The sequence below is a fragment of the Paramagnetospirillum marisnigri genome (assembly GCF_001650715.1).
GTDB classification, from domain to species: domain Bacteria; phylum Pseudomonadota; class Alphaproteobacteria; order Rhodospirillales; family Magnetospirillaceae; genus Phaeospirillum; species Phaeospirillum marisnigri.
Window position 1 is genome coordinate 36,097 of sequence record NZ_LWQT01000041.1, and the last position, 21,104, is coordinate 57,200.

A 21,104-nucleotide genomic window follows, 5' to 3' on the forward strand; every position below is an offset into this window, starting at 1 on the left:
GGAGTGGTCGCCGACCTGCCCGTGTCACCATTTCCCCAGCAAAAATTCCACATCGTTTTCGCCGATGTCGAGGGTGCTTCCTGCCTCTGGATCGAATAGATCGTCGGCCAGCGCCTGCTTGCGGGTTTTCAGTTCGGCCATGTGCGGCATCGCCTTCATCGTGGTGATGGCTGCGTATGCCATCTTGGAAAGCCAGCGGCGTACAGATCGCCAGCTTCTGCGAGAGATGCATCAGTGGATCAAGGACAATTGCTGCTATTGCGACATTTGCCGAGCGGCAGAAACTGCATAATTGGACACCGCATGCGGCCAAGATATGGTCCCAGTTTCTGGATTCGATGGTCAACATCGTCACCAATGAAATCCCCGCCTAGCTGCGCCACGTTGGGGGCGAGAAAGTTGATCCCGTTGCTCCGCACCGTCATCGGCTGGATGCACGAAATCTTGGCCGTCGCCAACGAGATCACCGGCTGGCGTCGGAGAAGATATTAGCGCGATTCCATCGCCACGGCTTCGAACAGGGAACGACACGCGATCGGCGACGAGACGAGGAGTTCGAACAACGACGTCCCGGCATCGGGTTCGTCCGCGAAGGATGCGGCGCCACGGCTCCGGACCCCCATGGTCCATCCCGCGAACAGGCGCCGGATCAATTTCCCTTCGCACACCAGCGTCACGCCGGTGTGCCGCGGGTCCTGACGGATCATGGCGTAAAGACGCCGGATGTCGACTTCCCCTCCCTCCAGATACTGCAGGAAGGTGCCGTCGAAATGGATGAGATGGCCGCTGATCCCGTTCAGTTGGTTGAAATCCCGCGCTTCGGCGACGATGGCTTCGAGAAGGAACGGCGTCACCTTGGCGGCTGGACGGCTGACGTAAATCAGGAACCGAAGGTTGCCGCTGGCACGTCCCTTGGCACGGCGGGAATTGGCCGCCGCGGTCAGCAATTCGTCAGCGGGCATGGGACGATAGAACAGATAGCCCTGGATGGAGTCGCATCCGAACGCACGAAGGGCATTCCGCTGATCTTGGGTCTCCACGCCCTCGGCCACTACGCTGAGGTTGAGGGATTTCGACATCCGGCACAAGGCAGAGACGATGGTGCCGCTATCCGGATCGGTGTCGATGCCTTGGATGAATTCCTTGTCGATCTTGAGGACGTCGACGTTGAGGCGCAGCAATTGCGATAAGGACGAATAGCCGGTGCCGAAATCGTCTACGGCGATGCGCATCCCCAACCCAGCCATCTTGTCGATGATTTCGCGGTTCGTGTTGGTGTCGGCCATCAGGGAGGTTTCGGTGATCTCCAGCAGCAGGCGGCGGGGGTCAGCCCCGGTTTCCTCGATGATTGAGGCGAAGCGCTCCACAAGCTTCGGGTCCGCCATCTGGCGCGTCGACATGTTGAATGAGACGTAAGGCGCGTCGTGGCCCGCCTGCGCGTGCCAGCGGCGCTCGGTGCGGCAAGCTTCCTTGAAAGTCCAATAGCCGATGTCGACGATGGAGCCGTTCATTTCGGCGACGGGGATGAAGGTTGCCGGAGAAACCTCTCCGGCGACCGAACGCCACCTCAGCAGCAATTCGGCGCCGACTACCACCGACGACCGCGTGTCGACGATGGGTTGGAATACGGTATAGAACTCGTCCTTTTCCAAAGCCGAGCGCAAGCCGATGGAGATCGACAAGCGAAGATGGGCTTCTTCCTGTAGTCCTTCGTTGAAGAAGCGCCATCCCGCACGTCCCGATTCCTTGACGGAATACATCGCAGTGTCGGCCGCCCGGATTAGGTCGTCGGCGGCGTGGGTCGAGCCGTGTCCGGCGGCAATGCCGATGCTGGCGGTAACGAACATCTTGTCGGTCCCGTAGAGGACCGGTTGCTTGGCGGCGGCGAGTATTCTTTCCGCCAAGGACGATAGCATGGCCGGAGAATCCACATGTTCGCACAGGATGACGAATTCGTCGCCGGCCAGCCGGCCGACAGTATCGCCAGGGCGCACCACATTGATGAACCGCTGAGAAATCTCCTTGAGCAATTGGTCTCCGGCTTCGTGGCCGAACTTGTCGTTGACCGCCTTGAAGCCGTCCAAATCGATGAACAGGATCGCGATGTTGTCACCGCGGGTCTTCGAGCGATGCAGGGCCTTTTCGAGGCGCTCATGGATGAGGGCGCGGTTCGGGAGACCGGTAAGAGTGTCGTGTGTGGCGCGGCGGGTCAGCTCTGCCTCAACCTCTTTCACCGCCGTCAGGTCGCGCATGGTGGTGACCAACACCCAGGTCCCGTCTGCGCCGAACTTGGCGATGGACGCTTCCAGGGGGAAGAAGGTGCCGTCCTTGCGGTATCCGGTGATTTCTCCGCGCTGGCCCATCCGCCGTTCGGTTTCGTGGCTTGCCAGGAAACGGGCCAGATGTTCCTGATGAAGGCTGCGGATGTGCGGCGGGACCAAAAGATTGACCGACAGACCGATCAATTCGCCTTCCATGTAGCCAAACATCTCGCTTACGGTGCGATTGGCGTCGGTGATGAAGCCGTCCTGGTCGGTGGCCAGAATAGCCATGTCCGCGTGGGACAGGATTTGCTTCGCCGTTCCAATTTTCCGGTAGGCGTCCGCAGCCTCGGATGCCAAGCGAGCCGCCACCTGAGGATTGGATGGCGATTCGGTGAAGTGCGGATTGTCGGGAGGTGACCGATACCGTGCCGGGATCACTGGCGGGATCGGGCCGAATGCCCTGACGACCTCGAAGGTGCCGTCTTCCCGGCAACGGGTTAGATAGGAATTGACCGTTGCATGATGGGTCAGGGAATCCATCGAAACCAAGCCTTGCGGACTGGAGACTTGCATCGTCTCAAGTGCTTGCGCAAGGGCTTCCGGCTCCAGGCTGCCGGCCATGCGCACGGCTTCGGCGAAAGCCTTGACGCAGACATAGGTGCCTTCGCCAAAATTGGTCAGCACGCCGTTTCCGTTGGGCCACAATCCCGAGACATCCGGCAATTCACGTAAATGCGAGAGGTATGCCCGCGATTCCGGCGTGTCGACGGACATGAAGTAGGTGTTGCTGGAATAGAGTCCCTCTCGGGCTTTAGGTGCCAGGCGACCGGCGATGATCTCGTCGAAATGTCCCATCGCCACCGCCATGCGATCCTTGATGCCCATTTCGGCGAACCGGGACAGCAGGGTGATCTGGTCCGCCCCGGCGAAGTAAGGAACAAAGACGTCGGCACCGGAGCGGGCCACCCGCTCCAGCAAGAGATCGATCTCTTCGGTGCGAACACCGAGGGGCAGATACTCCTCGCCGACGATCTCGCCGTTCAGAGCTGCGAGAGAACGTTTACAGGCGTCGATCGATCCTCTTGGCCATTCATAATTGTTGCCGGCGAAAAACATCTTTAGGCCGTAGCGCTCGGCCATGAACGGGATCATCTTGTCAATCTGCTGGTTGGGCAGAGCGGCAAAGTGAAAGAACCAGCGCGACGAGATGCTGCCTTCGTAGAAGGAGAAGTTCAGGTAGGGAATGCCCAAGGGATCGGCGACCTTGGCCGCCACGTCGATTCGCGCGTTCGAGAGCAGGTTGCCGATGATGGCGCTGCACTTGTGCTGCTCGACAAGCCGCCGCGCTGCCGGGACCGCCGTCAACGGCAGGCTGCCGTCGTCTTCGACGATCAATTCCAAGGGCACCCCCAGGACGCCGCCGTTTTCATTGATCTCCGCACAAGCAATCGTTGCCGCCCAGACAATCTCCTGGCCGTACATGTCGACCAAGCCGGACAGTGGGGGCATCAAGCCAAGGCGGATGGAAGGACTCGTCATATCTGATCATACAACTGGGGTTGGTTCAAGGCGGTACATCGGCTCCTGATTGAGGCCAGAATAGCCTAATCCTGGCCCGCCTGGAAGGTGGAGCGGCAGGGCAGCGCGTGGGCCGCAGCGTACCCGCCTCGTCGGTCGGGAGGGGCCACCGATTGCCGAAACCGCGCCGTCAGGGTTTGGCGGTTGTTCTTGCCGGTCCGGCTGTCGGCCAGTATCTGCCCTGCTATCTCGGTCACGCCAAGAATGTTATCAAGTTCCCGAAAAGCAAGTAGTCCAACGTCGGCGGTGACCTTCGTGCCATGGAACTCCAGCATGAGGCGGCGGTAGGAAGCGACCCGCAAAAAGCCCGATTCCGCTTTACCCACCGCCATCTCCAACTAGGCGCCTATACCGCATTAATTCCTATAGCAGAGTTTCCATATCTCCTGACGAAATGGCTCGGGCATATGGAAAATCCGGGCTTAAAATCCGAGCTTCTCCCGCTGCTGGTTCCATTCCACCGGCATGTCGTCCATCAGGTCGGCCAGCTGCACGGCCCGCATCTGCCGGTCGCCGAGCATGGCTTAGACCCCGGCCGCCTTTACGCCGCGCGGCCGAGACGCTGCCTGACTTCCTTGACGAGGGTCCGCACATGATCGACGGAAAGGCGATCCCGCACCAGAAAGGCATGCATGGTTGGATCGTCGAGGAGATCGTCCAGCGACGGCTCCCATATCCACCGATCAAGCCCGAAGTCTTGCGCCCGCATTTGCCCCTCCCAAGGTCTGCTATTCTCGACGACGGCTGATGTCTACACCGCATCCGCCCGCTCGTCCGTGAACATTTGCACACAATTACTACCCAGCCGCCGAAGGCAGAATGGTCAATCACAATTCAGTTTTCGGCCTTCGGCACGGACCCCAGACGCTGCAGAAATTCAGGCTCGTCGTAATCGCCCATTTCAGGGTCGGCGGTCTGACGGACAACGTCCACGCCGGCAACGCTGCCACCCTCCATCATGCGGCTGGCACGTTGCAGGGCCTGTGGCTCGGTCTTGTAAGAAATGGGTGGTTGGGGCTTCAGCCCTCCCCTTTTGCCGAGGATGTACGGCTGGCAGATGAACAAGGTTTCCAGGGCCATGGCGGGATTCCTGCGGCAAGGTCGACTACCGCAGAATGTTCCCATTTCGTTCTTTTGTCAATATGCGTGGTCCCGCCGCCATTCGCGCTCCCGGTCACCGCGCAGTAATCCCGAATCTTTCCCGCTGCCGGTGCCATTCCACCGGCATGTCGTCCATCAGGTCGGCAAGTTGGAGTGTCCGCGGCTGGCGTCCGTCGAGGATGGTTTCGACGATGTCGGGGGCCAGCAAGGTCAGGCGGTAGATTCGGGTCATGTAGGATGGGCTGATCTTCTCGGCGTCAGACAACTCGTTCAGGGATGCCACCTGCCCGGATTCCAGCATGCGCTTCCAGCGATGGGCGCGGGCCAGCGCCTTCAGCAGGGTATCGTCGGGGGTGGGCTTGGCACGCACCGGGACGCCCTCGGGCACGATCACCAGCTTGCGGCCGCCATATCGCCGCAGGGTCAGTGGCACGCGGACGGTGAAGGTGTCGATGCTGACCCCGCTCATGCCGCGCTCCTGTCGCCGGTCTGGGCGGTGATGTCGGCGATGACGCTGGCCAGTCCCTCGGCGCGCAACCGGACCTCGGCGCAGTCTGGGGCGATGGCCACTTTCTCGACCAGAAGCTGGAGGATACGGGCCTGCTCGGCGGGGAACAGTTCGTCCCAGAGTGCCTCGAAGCGATCGAGGGCGGCATGCAGATCGGCCGGCGACATGGTTGGCGCCCTCCGTTCGGCCCGCGCCCGGATCTCGGGGGCGCGCAGCAATGCCCGGACCTGTCCGATGACGGCCGCCTCGATCTCACCGGCGGCGATGCTGCGCACTGGGCAGGACTCGTGGCCGGAATGGATCGCCTTCATGCAGGTATAGTACCGGTACAGCCGACCCTTCTTTCGGGTCGAAGTTGGCGTCATAGCCCGGCCACAATTGGCGCAGACGATCAGCCCCTTCAGCGGCGCCGGGGTCGATGACCGCACCGCATTGGCCCGCTTCCTGGGCGCATTGTCGGTCTTCACCGCCACCACCTTGTCCCAGGTGACGCGGTCGATGATGGCGGGATGCTCGCCGGCATGGGCTTCGCCCTTGTGGACGGCCTCACCGAGATAGACCCGGTTGTCGAGCAGCTTGTAGAGGAAGTTCTTGGTGATGGGCGCGCCGTCGCGGTGCTTGCCGTCTTGGGTGGTCCAGGACTTGGTATGGTGACCGGCGGCGTTGAGTTCCTTCACCAGCAGGGTGGCGGAGCCGACCTTGAGGAAGCGGTCGAAGATGTGGCGGACCAGATCGGCCTCGGGCTGGTTGACCACCAGCTTGCGGGCGACCACATCGTAGCCCAAGGGCGGGACGCCGCCCATCCACATGCCCTTGCGCCGGGAGGCGGCGAATTTGTCGCGGATGCGCTCGCCGATCACTTCCCGCTCGAACTGGGCGAAGGACAGCAGGATGTTGAGCGTGAGGCGCCCCATGCTGGTCGTCGTGTTGAACGATTGGGTCACCGACACGAAGGTGACGGCGTTGCGGTCGAACACCTCGACCAGCTTGGAGAAATCCATCAGCGAGCGCGACAGGCGGTCGATCTTGTAGACCACCACCACATCGATCAACCCGGCCTCGATGTCGGCCAGCAGGCGCTTCAGGGCGGGACGCTCCAGGTTGCCGCCGGAGAAGCCGCCATCATCGTAATGGTCCGGCACCGGCACCCAGCCCTCGGCCCGCTGGCTGGTGATGTAGGCCTCGCAGGATTCTCGTTGGGCGTCGAGGCTGTTGAATTCCATCTCCAGGCCCTCTTCCGAGGACTTGCGGGTATAGATGGCGCAGCGAACCTTGCGGATCGGCTTGGGCGAGTTCATCGGCTGGCCTCCAGCTTGCCATGCTTGCGCAGCCCGAAGAACAGCGGCCCATTCCAGCGGGTGCCGGTGATGGCGCGGGCCACCGCCGACAGGCTCTGGTAGCGGCGGCCCTGCCATTCGAAGCCGTCGGCCAGCGCCGTCACTTCCTGCATCACCCCCTGCCATTCCCGGATCAGCTTGGTGCCGACGATCGGGGCGGTCATGTCCTTGGGTTTCGGCTTCTTCTTGCCGTCCAACTCGTCGACCAGATCGTCGAGGCGGCGTTCGGCCTGGACCGACAGGCCGCCGAAGGCCAGTTCCTGAATCCGGTAGGCCAGTCGCTTGACCAGGAAGGTGCGGTTGTAGGGCGGCGGCTCGGTGCCGGTCAGCTCCCGCCACATCGCCTTCAACTTGGGCGTCGGCAGGGTCGGCAATTCAGCCACCTGGGAAAGGATCGCGGTTGTCATTTACGGGGTCTCCTGCAATTGCGGTCGGACCCATGGACGCTCTGGTGACCAGTGAAGTCGACGGAACAGTCTCCGGCGTCGGCAGATAAACGAGTGGACTTCCGCGCCATCAGGCGCATGGCCCCGGTCACCAGGATCTCGGCGATTTCGTCGAGGCGCTCGGCGGCGGTCATATGGTCGGGATGGAGGGCGAGGGACATGGGAGAAAACCTGATTGTGTTGCCTATGACTCCCTGTACCGGCGCATCCTCCATTCCGTCCCAAGAGGGGCCTATGCGACGCTCTGGCTGGCCAGCCCCAACGCCTTCCACAACTTGGACACCTTCTTCTTGACCGTACTCTCGTCGGGCACGGCGGCGCCCTTGTCATCGAACCAGCCGAGCAGGTTCAGAACCATTTCTTTCTGTGTGGACGGAGGGCCATCGTCGTGAAGACGGCGGCAGGTTTCGATCCAGAAACTTTCCCAATCATATTTCGGGGGCGCACCTGGTCCGCCACGGCTGAGAGATGGGGCGGAGACATCCCTGGGCGCCGGTGCATTGTTCGCCTCGAAACGCTCGACCTCTTCCCGACGGATAAGGAGATCATCCGGAGCGACGACAAATTCGGGAAGGTCTTCTTGGCGGCGGATTTCGATGTAGCCGTCAGGCTCAACAGGCATCACGGAGTCGATGACCCGAGGCCCGTGCTTTATAATGCTCCAAGCGTCGTTGCGTTTAAGGTCGAAGATCCCAGTGAGGTACTGCCATCCCTCCGGCAACCGCTGCCACTCATCGATATCGACTTTCTGCCATTCGCCAACTTCCGCCCGCACACCTGAAAGACCGATGGATAGGACGAGCTTTTGGTCAAGAGCCAGAGCGCCGATATGCGGCGGTTTTACGCCCCAGCGGTCGCACAGATCCGCCAGGGTCAAGAAAGAAATGTTGGGCATGGCCATGATCATCAGCCTCCCTCGACGGCGCGCAGGCGGCGGTAGGCGCGCACCACCTTGGCGACATCGCGCTGCATGTCAGGCGGGAATCGCTCGGCGGCGACAAACAGGTCGTCGAGACGAACCCCCAGCACGGCGGCGGCCTTCTCGATCAAATCGTCGCGGGGCGGCTTCTCGCATTCCCGTTCAATGCGCGACCAATAGGCGGGGGAAACCCCGAGGCGGCTGGCGAAATCATTGAGGCCAATGCCCAATTCGTTGCGGCGGACGCGGATATAGGATCCGAACGGCATCATGCCCTCCCTTGGCCGGTGACGAGACGGTACTTGCGCAAGCGGACCCAGATGAAGGATGGGGACACCCCGAAAATTCCAGCGAGATCGTCGAGCAGCGCATCCTGCTCGGCCATGCCCCACCGCCGGCCATCAATCACCGGGTAGCCAGGTTTGCCGGCATGGTCGGAGCCGTTGACCAGGGTGACGCCGAATTCACCAGCGCGCATCACCATGGTGCGATGAAGCAAGTCTGGCGGCGCCAGCAATCCACCCATGAACTCGTTGGCCCGATACTCCGACCAATATTCCTCGTTCTTCGGGCCAGCGGCGTCGAAATGCGCCTCGTCGGGGGTGACGTGGCGGGATTTGCTCCGGCAGGCGATGACCGAGGCCGGGCCATCGAATATGGCGTGTCCTAATTCATGGGCGGCGGTGCTGGCGGCGAGATCGGACCGATCCCCGATCACGGCGGGATTGAGGCTGAGATAGATGTTTTGGGGGCTGTCGGAATCGTATTCGCAGGCCCCGGCCACAGGCCGCCCCAGTTCATCGTGAACCTCGTTCCCGCAGTCCCAGACCGGCTCGAAGCGAATACCGTTGATCACCAGCAATTCCACCCGGCGGATCAGGGTGTCGGCCGGAAGCGGCTTTGGCCACAGGCCGCCGCAAATCTGACGGCGGACATCGCGGGCGATCGACCAGATGGCGCTGGCGGCCAGGGGGCGCGCCTCGCCGGTGGGCGAGACGCTGGGGAAGGTTGCGGTCACGACGGCCATCGCTGGCTCCTTGGCTGCAAACCGTGACCTAATCAGTCAACGGTATTGTTCGCATATTGTTCCTTAAGGCTGGCTTTGTCGAGTCATTCCGGTGGGGCGGAACTGTTGACGAGCGATCGCCGCCGTGGCCGTCAAAATAGGCCTGAAACGCCTTGTTTTCTGAGGCATTTGTGAGGGGCGGAAAGGGGGTTTATTCCCCTTTATTCCCCTTTCCGCCTCTCCACCCCTTCGATTGTCGTGCTTCTGTGGCATCCGAAATGAACGCCACCCAGAACGAGATCAATCATGGGAATGCAACAGCAAATCAGCGACAAGGACATCACCGGCATTGGCTTGGCCACCGCGGATCGGTGTGCCCGCCGGATCGGCCGCACTCTGCGTCTGCCGGCGGCTGATATCGGCGATGTCCGCCAGGATCTGCTGCTGGAACTGGTGCGCCGAGCCCCCCGATTCGACGGTCAGGCCGGCTGGCCGACCTTCGCCAGGCTGGTCATCCGCCACGCCGGGCAGGACGTGGCCGACCGCCTCATCCGTGATCGCCGCCGACATGGTGGATCAATCGACGATACCGAGCAGACCAGCGAAGACGACGGCCTTGCCGCCTGGTGGGCAGGCGGCGTCACCGGAGCGGGCGCCATCCACCTGCGTCTCGACCTGCAACGGTTCTTGGACGGCCTGCCCCATCGGTTGCAGCACCTCTGTCGCCTTCTGACCGAAGAGGACCGCGCCACGGCCCTGGTCGAGTCCGGTTTCTCGCGCAGCGAGTTCTTTCGCCAGATCCATGAGCTTCGCATGCGCCTTCGCGCCCATGGCCTCACCCCCTTGGGACGATCCGGCCAGTGCGTCGGTACATAGCCAATAACCCGAAAAACAGGACGACGACGATGACCGCAATTTCCCCCCACCCTGATTTCCCTGCCCGTTCCCTGCCGGTGGACGAGAACGGTATCTGCGACTGGCTGGCCGACGCCACTCCGGGGGCCACCCTGATCTATTACCGCGGCCATCTCGGCCATGACCGGATGCCCAGCACCAAGGTGCTGCCGGAAGTGCTGCGCCGCCAGGTTGTCGATGTTGCCACCCGCATTCAGCAGGCGGCCGAGGCCGAGCGCGTCTTCCTGCTCCAGCGCCGCAATGGCGATGACGATTTCAGCTATCTGGCCATCAAGGCGGCCGGGCACCCGCGTTCCTCGATCACCAGAGGTGGTCGGCGGTGAGTTTGTTCTTTCAACCATCCAAGGAGATCCAATAATGGCGATATCCCTCGCATCGCTGAAGCGCAGTTCCGCGCTGTCATCGCCCCGTATCCTGGTTCATGGCGTGGCCGGGGTGGGCAAGAGCACCTTCGCTTCGGCGGCCCCCAATCCGGTGTTCATCCTCACCGAGGATGGCCTGGGCACTCTCGACATCCCCCATTTCCCGCTGGCCCGCAGCTTCGACGAGGTGATGGAGGCGCTGGCCGCCCTCTATTCCGAGGACAACGACTTCCGCACCGTGGTGATCGACAGCGTCGACTGGCTGGAGCCGCTGATCTGGGCGCGGGCATGCAAGGACAATGGCTGGAAATCCATCGAGGACCCCGGCTACGGCAAGGGCTACGTCGCCGCGCTGGACCTGTGGCGTCAGTATATCGACGGTCTCAACGCGCTCCGCGATGAGAAGGGCCTGACGATCATCCAGATCGCCCATACCGAGATCAAGCGCTTCGACAGCCCCGAGCACGATCCCTACGACCGCTACATCATCAAGCTGCATGCCCGAGCCGCGGCCCTGCTGCAGGAGCATTCCGACGCGGTGCTGTTCGCCAATTACCGGATCAGCACGGTCAAGAGCGATGTCGGCTTCAACAAGAAGGTGACCCGCGCTCTCGGCTCCGGCGAGCGGGTGCTCTACTCCGCCGAACGTCCCGCCTTCCTCGCCAAAAACCGCTACGGCCTGCCCGATGTGCTGCCGCTGTCGTGGGACGCCTTCGCGTCCGCGATGCCCCAATTCCAAGCTCAATCCTAACCGACAAGGAACCATCATGGCCAATCTCGGAAATTTCGACGCCACCACCGTCGATCCCGCCAAATCCGCCGACGTGCTGCCTCCCGGCAAATACGTGGTGCAGATCGTCGCCAGCGAAATGCGGGTCACCAAGGACGGCATGGGCCAGTACCTGTGGCTGGAACTCGACGTGCTGGAAGGCGATTCCCTGGGGCGCAAGCTGTTCGACCGCCTCAATCTGGTCAACAACAACCCCAGCACGGTGGAAATGGCCCAGCGCACCCTGTCGGCCATCTGCCATGCCACGGGTCGGATGCAGGTCCAGGACAGCGAAGAACTCCACCTGATCCCCATGCTGGCCGATGTGCGGGTGCAGCCGCCGAAGAACGGCTACGGCGAATCCAACACCATTCGCTATCAGCCGCTCGACCAAGCCGCCGCTCCGGCGCCGGCCACCCGTCCCGCTACGGTCACCCCGTCGGCCAAACCTGCGACGCAATCCGCCCAACCCCGCCCGGCCACCGCGCCGTGGCGCCGGAGCGCGTGAGCATCAACAGGAACGATGCCGCCGTCGTCAGGTCGCCAAACATGAGCGGCGGCGGCATCTCCACCCAGGACATTGGAGAACATCCATGGATGACAGGATCATAGAGGCGGAGGCACCCCCGAGCAATCCGCCCACCACCAGGGAAGAGTGCCGGCAGCGTCTGGCCCAACTTCAGAACGACATCACCGCGATTCGCACTGAGATCGCTGCCGCCGACATGGACCGCCAAGCCGGTCGTCGGCGAATGGACGCCCGCTGGTACCACCGCGCCCGCACCGCGTTGCGCCACCGCCAGCGCGAGGTGGCCGAGGTCGCCGCCCTGATGGCTCGCCTGCCGGGCCGCAAGGATGCCTTGAAGGACCTGCTGATCGAGGTGGTGCGGGCCGATTACGACGAGACCGGCTGGCACAGGGTGATGGACGAGGCCCACCGGCGTCTCGATGCGCGGGGAGCCGCAATATGACCGCGCTGCCGCCCCCTCCCAGCCCCACCATCGAAGCGATCTACGCCGCCTATGAGGCCAGTGCCGAGGACGGCTTTCGCCTTCATCTCGGCGCATCGCTGATCGGCAAGGAGTGCCTGCGCGCCCTGTGGTGCGACTTTCGCTGGACCACGCGGGCTGGCTTTCCCGGCCGGGTGCTGCGGCTGTTCGAGACCGGGCAGTTGGAGGAGGCCCGCATCGTGCGCGACCTGCGCCGCACCGGCGCCACCGTGCTGGAGGTCGATCCCGAATCCGGGCGTCAATGGCGGGTCGAAGCCCATGGCGGGCATTTCGGCGGCTCGCTCGACGGCGTGGCCCTGGGCCTGCTGGAGGCGCCCAAGACCTGGCATGTGCTGGAATTCAAGACCCACTCGGCCAAGTCCTTCGCCGATCTGAAGCGCCAAGGCGTGCGGGGGTCCAAGCCGCGCCACTTCGCCCAGATGCAGGTCTATCTCCACCTCACCGGCATGACGCGGGCCATGTATGTGGCGGTGTGCAAGGATACCGACGAGATTTACGTCGAGCGCATCCCGGCCGACAGGGCCGTGGGCGGAACCCTGGTGGCCATTGCCGGTCGCGTCATCAATGCCGCCCGTCCGCCGGAACGGCTGTCCGCCGATCCGGCATGGTGGCAATGTCGGTGGTGCGAACACCATCCCCTCTGCCATGAGGCGGGCGCCGCCGAGCGCAATTGCCGCACCTGCCTGCATTCGACTCCGGTGGAGGGTGGTTGGCACTGCGCCCGCCACGACCGTGGCCTCTCCTCCGCCGACCAGCGGCGAGGCTGCGAGCTTCATCTCTACATTCCCGATCTGGTGCCGGGCGAGCCCATGGATGCCGGAGACGATCATGTGGTCTACCGCATGAAGACCGGCGCCACCTGGATCGACGGGAGGGCGCCATGCTGACGCTCCGCCCTTACCAACAGGCGGCCATCACCGCCATCTACGACTATTTCGGCCGGAAATCCGGGCACCCGCTGATCGTCATTCCGACAGCCGGCGGCAAGGCTCTGGTGTTGTCGGCCTTCATCAAGGAGGTGCTGGAGAACTGGCCAGATCAGCGCATCCTGGTGGTCACCCATGTCCGCGAACTGATCGCCCAGAACTATGCCGAGCTGATCGGCCTGTGGCCCGACGCCCCCGCCGGCATCTATTCCGCCGGACTGGGCAAGCGTGACCTCGGCGCCCGCATCCTGTTCGCCGGCATCCAGTCGATCCACAAGCGGGCCTACGACATCCAGCAATGCGATCTGGTCCTGATCGACGAGGCCCATCTGATCCCCTGCGCCTCGGACACCATGTACCGGCGCTTCCTCGACACCCTGGCCAGGATCAATCCCCATCTCAAGGTGATCGGCTTTACCGCCACGCCCTATCGCCTCGACAGCGGCATGCTGCACGAGGGCGGTGGCGCCCTGTTCACCGACATCGCCTACGAGGTGTCGGTGCGCGATCTGATTGATGCGGGATTTCTCTGCCCGCTGGTCAGCAAATCCGCCGCGACGAAGTTGGACGTCACCGGTGTCGGCAGCCGAGGCGGCGAATTCATCCCCAGCCAGCTTCAGGCGGCGGTCGACAAGGACTCTATCACCCGTGCCGCCATTGACGAGGTGGTGGCCTATGGCCAGGACCGTCGCTCCTGGCTGGCGTTCTGCTCCGGGGTCGAGCATGCCGAGCATGTGGCCCAAGCCATTCGGGATCGCGGGTTTTCCTGCGCCACTATCTTCGGCGACACCCCCAAGGGGGAGCGCGACCGGATCATCGTCGCCTTCAAACGCGGTGAAATCCGCGCCCTGGCCTCAATGGGGGTGCTGACCACCGGCTTCAACGCCCCCGCCGTCGACCTGATCGCCATGCTGCGTCCGACCAAATCGGCGGGCCTCTATGTCCAGATGGCCGGACGCGGCACTCGGCTGTCACCCGGTAAATCAAACTGCCTGGTGCTGGACTTCGCCGGCAATGTCGCCCTGCACGGCCCCATCGATGCGGTAATGCCCTCGGCCCCCGGCAAGGGAGACGGCGAGCCGCCGACCAAGGTGTGTCCCGGCTGCGACAGTATTCTCGCGGCGGCCATGCGCAAATGCCCCGATTGCGGCCATGACTTCCCCCCGCCGGAACTCAAGATCGAGGCTACCGCCAGCACGCTGGAGGTGCTGTCCACCGGCCAGCCGCAATGGGTGTCGGTGTCCGACATCTCCTACGATTTGCACGAGAAGCCCGGCAAGCCCCCCAGCATGCTGGTCAGCTATCTCTGCGGCATGGTCCGCCACCGCGAATGGGTGTGCATCGAGCATGACGGCTATGCCCGCCAGAAGGCGGTGCAGTGGTGGCAGAAGCGGGCGCCCGGCTTGCAGGTGCCCACCACCGTCGAGCAGGCGCTGATGCAAGCCGACAGCCTGAGGGTGCCGATCGAGATCGCGGTGCGCCCCAGCGGCCGGTTCACCGAGGTGGCCGGCGCGAGATTCACATGATCTGCGCCGTCTGCAACCGCGAGGGACGCGGCTTCGGCTTTATCCCGCGTCTCGCTCGGCTGCGTGGCCCGCCCGAAGCCGCTTGCTCCATGACCTGTCTCGACACCATCGCCCGCTGGAGAAGAACCATGATCGATCCTACCCCCAACGAGATCACCGCCATGGAGCATGGCGGACAGATGGGCGGCGAGTATCTGGACAGCATCGCCAAGACCAATCTGGCGGCATTGTCGCCGGAGCAATGGCAGACCTTCGTCGAGGCGGTGATCACCGGCTATTGCGACCATCTGCGTGATCTCGCAGGCCGCGACCGGGGACGTCTCGACGGCATGGCTGGGGAGGTGCCGTTCTGATGGAGGCCGCCCAAGACTTCATGGCCCGTTTCGGGGCACGGCTGGTGGATAACGGCTATCCGGCGATACCCATCTGGCCGGGCTCCAAGAAGCCGGGACGCTTCCAGGCTGGCGCCTGGTGCGATTACCCGGCCTGGACCCGCCATTGCGACCGTCCGACCACCCTGATCGAGGTCGAGACCTGGGCCACTTGGCCCGATGCCGCCATCGGGCTGGCCTGCGGCACCCTGGTCGGCATTGATATCGACGTGCTCGATCCCGACATCGCCCACCGGTTGGAGCGGCTGGCCCGCGACATGCTGGGCGACACGCCCTTGCTCAGGATCGGCAAGGCCCCCAAGCGGCTGCTGGTGTATCGGGCTGATGTGCCATTCTCCGGCCCCAAGCGGGCGCCGCTGGAGATCCTGGCCCATGGGCGGCAATTCGTCGCCTTCGCCATCCACCCGGATACCGGCCAGCCCTATGTGTGGCCGGAGGATTCGCCGCTCACCGTGGCGCTCGACGATCTGCCGGTGGTCACCGAGGACTCGGTGCGCGCCTGGCTGGATGCCGCCATCGCCCTGCTGCCACCCGAACTGCGCCCAGCCACCTTGGAATCGCCGCCCGCCTTGATGCTGTCCACCAGCCCCCAGCGCGGCACCCTGGCAGCGGTGCGATCCGCGCTCGCCCATATCCCCAACGCCGATCTCGACTACGATTCCTGGGTGCGGATCGGCATGGCGGTAAAGGGAGCCATCGGCGAAGACGGGGCATCGCTGTTTGCATCCTGGTCGGCAATGTCGGCCAAGGACGTCCCCGCCGCCACCGCCAAGGCCTGGGCCAGTTTCCGCCCCACCACCATCGGCGCCGGCACCATCTACCATTTTGCCATGGAGCGCGGCTGGCAGCCCGACCCTGTCCTGGTGCTGGACGGCAGCACGCCCCAGGACGAGGTCCATCCCGCCGCCGGTCTGCTGGCCAAGCTCGCGGCCACTCCCGCCGAACCGACACCGACGGTGCAGACCGTTCCATTCCCGCCACAGGATTTCTTCGCCGTGGACGGAGCACTGAAGCTGATGGTCGATTACATCGTCACCACCGCCATTCGCCCCCAGCCGGTTTTGGCCATAGGAGCCGCCCTGTGTGCGTTGGGAGTCCTGATGGGCAGGCGATACCGCACCCCCTCCAACCTGCGCAGCAATCTCTACGTGGTCGGCATGGCCGCCAGCGGTGGTGGCAAGGACCATGCCCGCAACGCTATCAAGGAGGCGTTCCTGGCGGCAGGGGTCGATGCCTATCTCGGTGGTAACCGACTGGCCTCCGGTGCCGGTCTGCTCACCGCCTTGCATCGTCAGCCCGCATCCCTGTTCCAGATCGACGAGTTCGGCCACTTCCTCTCCTCGGTCGTCGACAAGCGCCGCGCTCCCAAGCATTTGGCCGAGATCTGGGAGCTTCTCACCGAACTGTCCACCAGCGCGGGCGGTACGTTCTTCGGCGCCGAATACGCCGACCAGAAACTGCGCCCGCGCCAGGATATCATCCAGCCCTGCTGCGCGCTCCATGCCACCACTGTTCCCGAGACCTTCTGGGCGGCCTTGGGCAACGGCTCGCTGGGAGACGGCAGCCTTGCTCGCTTCCTGATCTTCCAGAGCGACAACGACATTCCCGATCGGGTCAAGCACCCTGCAGCCCTCGACAAGGTGCCGCCCCAATTGATCAAAGCCCTCAAGGCGATCGCCGCTGGGGTCCCCGGCCACGCCAGCGGCAACATTGCCGCCGCCGCCACCGGATCGATGATCAAGCCGACCCTCTATACCGTGCCCATGACCCTCGACGCAGAGGCGTTGTTCGATGACTTGGACGCCGACATCACCCGGCGTCAACGGCAGGCGGCACATTCCGGCCACGGCGCCGTGCTGGCCCGCGTTTGGGAGAACACCGCCAAGATCGCTCTGATCCGTGCCGTGTCCGCCGATCCACAGCGACCCGTCATCTCCCTGGCCCACGCAGATTGGGCCTGCATCGTGGTGGAGCACTGCACCAGGACCCTGCTGATCGAAGCCGAGCGGCACATCGCCGATAATGAGGCCGATGCGTTGCACAAGAAGGTGGTTCGGATTATCGAGGCGGCCGGCGACAACGGCCTGACCCGGAGTGAGCTGTACCACAAGACCCACTTCCTGGGCGACCGCCGCAACGCCGTGTTTGGGGCGCTGATCGAGGCCGAAGAGATCGAGATGTCCATAACGACAACCCGAACCAAGCCCAGGACGGTGTATCGGCGAAAAAGGTAAGAAAAATGTCCAAATATTGAAGGTGAAGAACGCCCCGTAACCCTCTGATACATCCATATAATATATAATAATATAAATAATGTAATAATATATAAGGAGATCAGGAAGAGGGTGGTGTCGGGTAGGTTATGGGTAGGGTCCAGGGAGGATGGTATGTCTCTAATGCAAAATTACATTTTTACACTGTTCCCGGAACCTCGCGATTTCCTTGGCTTTGAGGGCTGAGAATTGTGTTGGCGCCGGATCTGACATTTTCAATTTTCCCACGGCAACAGGAGGTGGCCATGTCGGTAGAGTGCGGTGATTGCAGGTTCTGGGAGGTTGAGGACATCGCAGCAAACGCTGTGGGGGATCGAGGCTTATGTCGTCGCCACGCGCCTTCGGCAGTAGCCGTGATCAAAGGGGCTGAATTCGAAGCCCGTTGGCCGTCTACCGATGATTTTGAATGGTGTGGTGAGCACCAGCCGCAACCGAACAAGACCGATTCTCTCCCAGCGGCAAAACCCTCCGCTTCCATGCCTCTCTGACCCAAAAGTCGTTCCTGACGTAGCCGTACCCGCTCATTGGATCTCGAGCGACACCACCGCCATCGGCCCGGCCGTGCTGTCGCACCTCCAAGCTCAAACCTGGAGGAAAACATGACAGCTTTGACCAAACCCCAGCCAAACCATGACGCCGATGCTTCCGGCGCCGTACTGGCCCTCGACCTGGGCACCACCACCGGCTGGGCCATGCGCCTGGCCGACGAAACCATCGTCTCCGGCACCATGGAGTTCCGCCCTGGTCGCTTCGAAGGCGGCGGAATGCGCTACCTGCGTTTCCGCTCCTGGCTCGATCACCTGCTGGGCGGCGCCAAGGGCATCAGCGCGGTATATTTCGAGGAAGTCCGCCGCCATGCCGGAACCGATGCAGCCCACATTTTCGGCGGCTTCCTGGCCCATCTCACCGCTTGGTGCGAACTCAACCACATCCCCTATCAGGGCGTGCCGGTCGGCACCATCAAGCGCCACGCCACCGGTAAGGGCAATGCCGGCAAGGACGCGGTAATCGCCGCGATGAAGGCGCGCGGGTTCAATCCCGAGGACGATAACGAGGCTGACGCCCTGGCCATCCTGTCCTGGGCCATCGACACCCAGGGAGGTGTGCGATGAAGTGGCATCCCCCTGGATTCGGTGGCAACCGCCGCGACCCCGAGCTGGTCAAGCAGGATGGCTGGAAGGAGCGCGGCGTCCTGGTCATCGCCGAGGACGACCATCGTCTCACCTGGCCCGAGCGTGAATTGATCCGTCAGCTTGGGCAAAAGCTCTATGGCAAGCGCCCTGGACAGGAGGCGTCCCATGGCTGAATTCAAACTCACCCCCAGCGAGGTGGAGGACCGCATCACCGAGGCAGCTGATGTTCTTGGGCGTTTGCCCAACACCACCATCCAGGGTTACGTCAACACCTGGCCGCCGATGGTGCGCGAGTACTGGGAATCCTATGGCGTGGCCGAGGTGAAGTTGCGGCGGCCACCGCCATCGGCCGCCGCCATCACTCGCATGGACCAGTCACTCGAATGGCTGCGGTGGCTCGACCCAATCGACGCCCAGATCGTCTGGCATCGAGCCAACAATGATCGCTGGAAGGCCATCTGCGGAAAAGTCGGCCTGTCCCGAGCCACCGTTCATAGGCACTGGATGTACGCGCTGTGCGTCATCGCCTGGAGGCTGAACGGGAACAAGGTGCCTGGGAAACGAGCGCGCGGTCACCTTGTCGAGCGTGTCAACGCTCTGCGGCAGAAAAATGAAAATGAGACATTTCTGGCCAGGACGGATTCACCGGCCGAGTGATAAATTCTGGGCACGATGACGGAAGTCGCGAGCGGGCGGCGGGGTGGCAGGAATGCCCCCCACCAGCCTCTCGGACGAAGAAACGAGAAAGTGAAAAGTGAGACATTTTTGGTCGGGACCTTGGCCATGGCGATGAGCTAGACTCCTTCCTGAGATTGAACGGGTCCTCCCTGGAGCACACGCTATGCGGGGGGCATCAGCGCCCGATTTCGCTAGCGACAGCCGAAAATTCTGGGTTTCCACTTAGGTTTCCAGTTTCCACCCCACGAGGCGCGCAAGGCCATGGCCAGCGCGCCTTTCGCATTTCCGGGGGGCTGGAAACCAGGGTGGAACCCTAGCCGCTGTTAACTACCCAAGTCCAACCCTAACGGGTCGTTTCCATGGAAACTGCCCGAACGGGTAGGTTTCCACTCCCAAGAGATCGCCCCATGCAGCTTGCTCATTCCGAGCCGGTCCCGCCGGCCATCGGCGTGATATCGCGCGCCTTGGCCGCCGAAGGGCTGGTCTATGGCAGCGTGTGCAGTGGGATCGAGGCGGCGACGGTGGCGTGGGAGCCGCTGGGCTGGCGGCCCGCTTTCTTCGCCGAGATCGAGCCCTTTCCGTCCGCCGTGCTGGCCCACCATTACCCCTATGTTCCCAACCTGGGTGACATGACCGCCATCGACGGTCGGGCATGGCGGGGCAAGATCGACGTGCTGGTGGGCGGCACGCCCTGCCAGGCGTTCTCGGTGGCGGGCCTGCGCAAGTCGCTCAACGACGCGCGCGGCAACCTTGCCCTTAAATTCGTGGACCTCGCCAATGCCATCGACCCAGCCTACACAATTTGGGAAAACGTGCCGGGTGCCTTGTCCACCCGCGATAACGCCTTCGGATGCTTTCTGGGCGGATTGGCCGGCGAAGATGGTCCGTTGCTCCCGCCAGGGGGCAAATGGACGGACGCTGGTGTTGTCGTTGGACCCACGCGCACAGTCGCGTGGCGGGTGCTCGACGCCCAATATTTCGGCTTGGCCCAACGCCGCCGCCGTGTGTTCGTTGTGGCAGGTCCTCGAGACCGGGCCGATCCCGTCGCGGTACTTTCTGAGCGCCAAGGCGTGCGCCGGGATCATCCGCCGAGCCGAGAAGCGGGGCAAGGCATTGCCCCGACAATTAGCGCACGCACTCGCGGCGGTGGCGGGCTCGGCACCGATTTTGACATCGACGGGGGACTGATCGCCGAGGCCTTCGGCGGCAACAACACCTCCGGTCCCATCGAGGTGGCCACCGCGCTGAATGCCTGCGCGTCGGCCAGCGGACGGATGGATTTCGAGAGCGAGACCTTCGTTGCCACCACCTTGCGGGCTCGCGACCTGTCCCGTGGTGTCGATAGCGACTGCACCGACACGCTGATTGCCCATTCCCTTCGCGGCGAAGGCTTCGACGCCTCGGAAGACGGCACCGGACGCGGCACGCCGCTGGTGCCGGTGACCTTCAATTTGCGCGGCCGGGACGGCGGGGCGCAGGCCGAGATCGATGCCGACAACCTTGCCAGCCTCCGGGCGGCCAGCGGCGGATCAAGCCGCAGCTACGTGGCCTTCGCCCAGAATCAGCGGGACGAGGTTCGCCCTCTGGACGTTGCCGGTGCCCTGGCCGCCGAGCCTGGGACCAAACAGCAGACCTATGTCGCCTTCGATTGTAAGGCTGGCACCGGGTTCCAGACGGTCGAGGCCGATGGCGTCACCCCGACCTTGCGGGCGATGAATGCCCTGGGGCGTGACAATGCCGGTGGCCAGTTGGCGGTCCAGCACGGCATGGCGGTGCGCCGATTGACGCCCCGCGAATGCGAGCGGCTACAGGGATTTCCCGACGATTACACCCTCATCCCTTGGCGCGGCAAGCCGGCGGACAGGTGCCCCGACGGCCCCCGCTATCGGGGCCTGGGGAATTCCATGGCTGTTCCGGTGATGTCCTGGATCGGCAGCCGCATCCAGGCCGCAGGAAAATGA

General features: G+C 63.3%; 24 protein-coding genes and 1 pseudogene. 13 read left to right on the forward strand and 12 right to left on the reverse strand.

What is annotated here, in order from left to right; all coding sequences use genetic code 11:
- Positions 1-24 precede the first annotated feature (24 nt).
- The 12 genes and pseudogenes from A6A04_RS22180 to A6A04_RS04895 all read right to left on the reverse strand — a co-directional run bounded on the left by A6A04_RS22180 (position 25) and on the right by A6A04_RS04895 (position 9,180).
- Positions 25-183, reverse strand: coding sequence for a hypothetical protein (locus tag A6A04_RS22180; protein WP_156612477.1), 159 nt, complete (start codon positions 181-183; stop codon positions 25-27).
- 305 nt (positions 184-488) lie between these two features.
- Positions 489-3,803 carry an EAL domain-containing protein gene (locus A6A04_RS04850; RefSeq protein WP_082914708.1) on the reverse strand — a complete coding sequence of 1,105 codons (3,315 nt, stop codon included), beginning with the start codon at positions 3,801-3,803 and terminating at the stop codon, positions 489-491.
- 146 nt (positions 3,804-3,949) lie between these two features.
- Positions 3,950-4,180, reverse strand: a pseudogene (locus A6A04_RS04855) (IS1380 family transposase); the annotation flags it as partial.
- 203 nt (positions 4,181-4,383) lie between these two features.
- Positions 4,384-4,551 (reverse strand): hypothetical protein, encoded by a 168-nt coding sequence (locus A6A04_RS22185; RefSeq protein WP_156612478.1) that lies wholly within the window; start codon positions 4,549-4,551, stop codon positions 4,384-4,386.
- Positions 4,552-4,676: 125 nt separating this feature from the next.
- Positions 4,677-4,922 (reverse strand): hypothetical protein, encoded by a 246-nt coding sequence (locus A6A04_RS04860; protein WP_008615258.1) that lies wholly within the window; start codon positions 4,920-4,922, stop codon positions 4,677-4,679.
- 94 nt (positions 4,923-5,016) lie between these two features.
- Entirely contained in the window at positions 5,017-5,412 is a 396-nt protein-coding gene (locus A6A04_RS04865) for a hypothetical protein (RefSeq protein ID WP_068490466.1), read from the reverse strand.
- The gene (locus A6A04_RS04870; protein ID WP_068490467.1) at positions 5,409-6,749 is read right to left on the reverse strand and encodes a recombinase family protein; all 1,341 of its coding nucleotides are present in this window, start codon (positions 6,747-6,749) and stop codon (positions 5,409-5,411) included. Before A6A04_RS04870 ends, A6A04_RS04865 begins: the two co-directional genes overlap by 4 nt.
- Positions 6,746-7,195, reverse strand: coding sequence for a DUF2924 domain-containing protein (locus A6A04_RS04875; protein ID WP_068490469.1), 450 nt, complete (start codon positions 7,193-7,195; stop codon positions 6,746-6,748). Before A6A04_RS04875 ends, A6A04_RS04870 begins: the two co-directional genes overlap by 4 nt.
- Positions 7,192-7,395 carry a hypothetical protein gene (locus tag A6A04_RS04880; RefSeq protein WP_156612479.1) on the reverse strand — a complete coding sequence of 68 codons (204 nt, stop codon included), beginning with the start codon at positions 7,393-7,395 and terminating at the stop codon, positions 7,192-7,194. Before A6A04_RS04880 ends, A6A04_RS04875 begins: the two co-directional genes overlap by 4 nt.
- A gap of 71 nt (positions 7,396-7,466) precedes the next feature.
- Positions 7,467-8,135 carry a hypothetical protein gene (locus A6A04_RS04885; protein WP_156612480.1) on the reverse strand — a complete coding sequence of 223 codons (669 nt, stop codon included), beginning with the start codon at positions 8,133-8,135 and terminating at the stop codon, positions 7,467-7,469.
- Between the two features lie 5 nt (positions 8,136-8,140).
- Complete coding sequence (locus A6A04_RS04890; RefSeq protein ID WP_231848945.1) at positions 8,141-8,425, reverse strand: helix-turn-helix domain-containing protein; 285 nt, start codon at positions 8,423-8,425, stop codon at positions 8,141-8,143.
- Complete coding sequence (locus A6A04_RS04895; RefSeq protein ID WP_068490474.1) at positions 8,422-9,180, reverse strand: ImmA/IrrE family metallo-endopeptidase; 759 nt, start codon at positions 9,178-9,180, stop codon at positions 8,422-8,424. Before A6A04_RS04895 ends, A6A04_RS04890 begins: the two co-directional genes overlap by 4 nt.
- A 285-nt stretch (positions 9,181-9,465) precedes the next feature.
- Here A6A04_RS04895 and A6A04_RS04900 point away from each other — a divergent pair, with 285 nt between their 5' ends.
- From A6A04_RS04900 to A6A04_RS04960, 13 genes are all read left to right on the forward strand, one after another.
- Entirely contained in the window at positions 9,466-10,035 is a 570-nt protein-coding gene (locus A6A04_RS04900; protein WP_156612481.1) for a sigma-70 RNA polymerase sigma factor region 4 domain-containing protein, read from the forward strand.
- Positions 10,036-10,064: 29 nt separating this feature from the next.
- On the forward strand, positions 10,065-10,397 hold the full coding sequence (locus A6A04_RS04905; protein WP_106003512.1) for a hypothetical protein: 333 nt from the start codon (positions 10,065-10,067) through the stop codon (positions 10,395-10,397).
- A 34-nt stretch (positions 10,398-10,431) separates the two neighbouring features.
- The gene (locus tag A6A04_RS04910; RefSeq protein ID WP_068490481.1) at positions 10,432-11,187 is read left to right on the forward strand and encodes an ATP-binding protein; all 756 of its coding nucleotides are present in this window, start codon (positions 10,432-10,434) and stop codon (positions 11,185-11,187) included.
- A gap of 16 nt (positions 11,188-11,203) precedes the next feature.
- Entirely contained in the window at positions 11,204-11,713 is a 510-nt protein-coding gene (locus tag A6A04_RS04915) for a DUF669 domain-containing protein (protein WP_068490483.1), read from the forward strand.
- An 85-nt stretch (positions 11,714-11,798) separates the two neighbouring features.
- Positions 11,799-12,176 (forward strand): hypothetical protein, encoded by a 378-nt coding sequence (locus tag A6A04_RS04920; protein WP_068490484.1) that lies wholly within the window; start codon positions 11,799-11,801, stop codon positions 12,174-12,176.
- On the forward strand, positions 12,173-13,102 hold the full coding sequence (locus A6A04_RS04925) for a PD-(D/E)XK nuclease family protein (protein ID WP_068490486.1): 930 nt from the start codon (positions 12,173-12,175) through the stop codon (positions 13,100-13,102). The genes A6A04_RS04920 and A6A04_RS04925 overlap by 4 nt, the downstream gene beginning before the upstream one ends.
- Entirely contained in the window at positions 13,096-14,667 is a 1,572-nt protein-coding gene (locus A6A04_RS04930) for a DEAD/DEAH box helicase (RefSeq protein ID WP_068490488.1), read from the forward strand. The genes A6A04_RS04925 and A6A04_RS04930 overlap by 7 nt, the downstream gene beginning before the upstream one ends.
- Positions 14,664-15,020 carry a DUF6511 domain-containing protein gene (locus A6A04_RS22190; RefSeq protein ID WP_106003508.1) on the forward strand — a complete coding sequence of 119 codons (357 nt, stop codon included), beginning with the start codon at positions 14,664-14,666 and terminating at the stop codon, positions 15,018-15,020. Before A6A04_RS04930 ends, A6A04_RS22190 begins: the two co-directional genes overlap by 4 nt.
- Positions 15,020-17,293, forward strand: a complete 2,274-nt coding sequence (locus tag A6A04_RS04940) for a PriCT-2 domain-containing protein (protein ID WP_068490492.1) — start codon at positions 15,020-15,022, stop codon at positions 17,291-17,293. Before A6A04_RS22190 ends, A6A04_RS04940 begins: the two co-directional genes overlap by 1 nt.
- Positions 17,294-17,931: 638 nt before the next feature.
- Complete coding sequence (locus tag A6A04_RS04945; RefSeq protein WP_068490494.1) at positions 17,932-18,444, forward strand: crossover junction endodeoxyribonuclease RuvC; 513 nt, start codon at positions 17,932-17,934, stop codon at positions 18,442-18,444.
- The gene (locus A6A04_RS04950) at positions 18,441-18,638 is read left to right on the forward strand and encodes a hypothetical protein (protein WP_068490496.1); all 198 of its coding nucleotides are present in this window, start codon (positions 18,441-18,443) and stop codon (positions 18,636-18,638) included. The genes A6A04_RS04945 and A6A04_RS04950 overlap by 4 nt, the downstream gene beginning before the upstream one ends.
- Positions 18,631-19,122 carry a DUF6362 family protein gene (locus A6A04_RS04955; RefSeq protein ID WP_068490498.1) on the forward strand — a complete coding sequence of 164 codons (492 nt, stop codon included), beginning with the start codon at positions 18,631-18,633 and terminating at the stop codon, positions 19,120-19,122. The genes A6A04_RS04950 and A6A04_RS04955 overlap by 8 nt, the downstream gene beginning before the upstream one ends.
- A gap of 428 nt (positions 19,123-19,550) precedes the next feature.
- A complete protein-coding gene (locus A6A04_RS04960) occupies positions 19,551-21,104 on the forward strand; it encodes a DNA cytosine methyltransferase (protein WP_082914709.1) in 1,554 nt (517 codons plus the stop codon).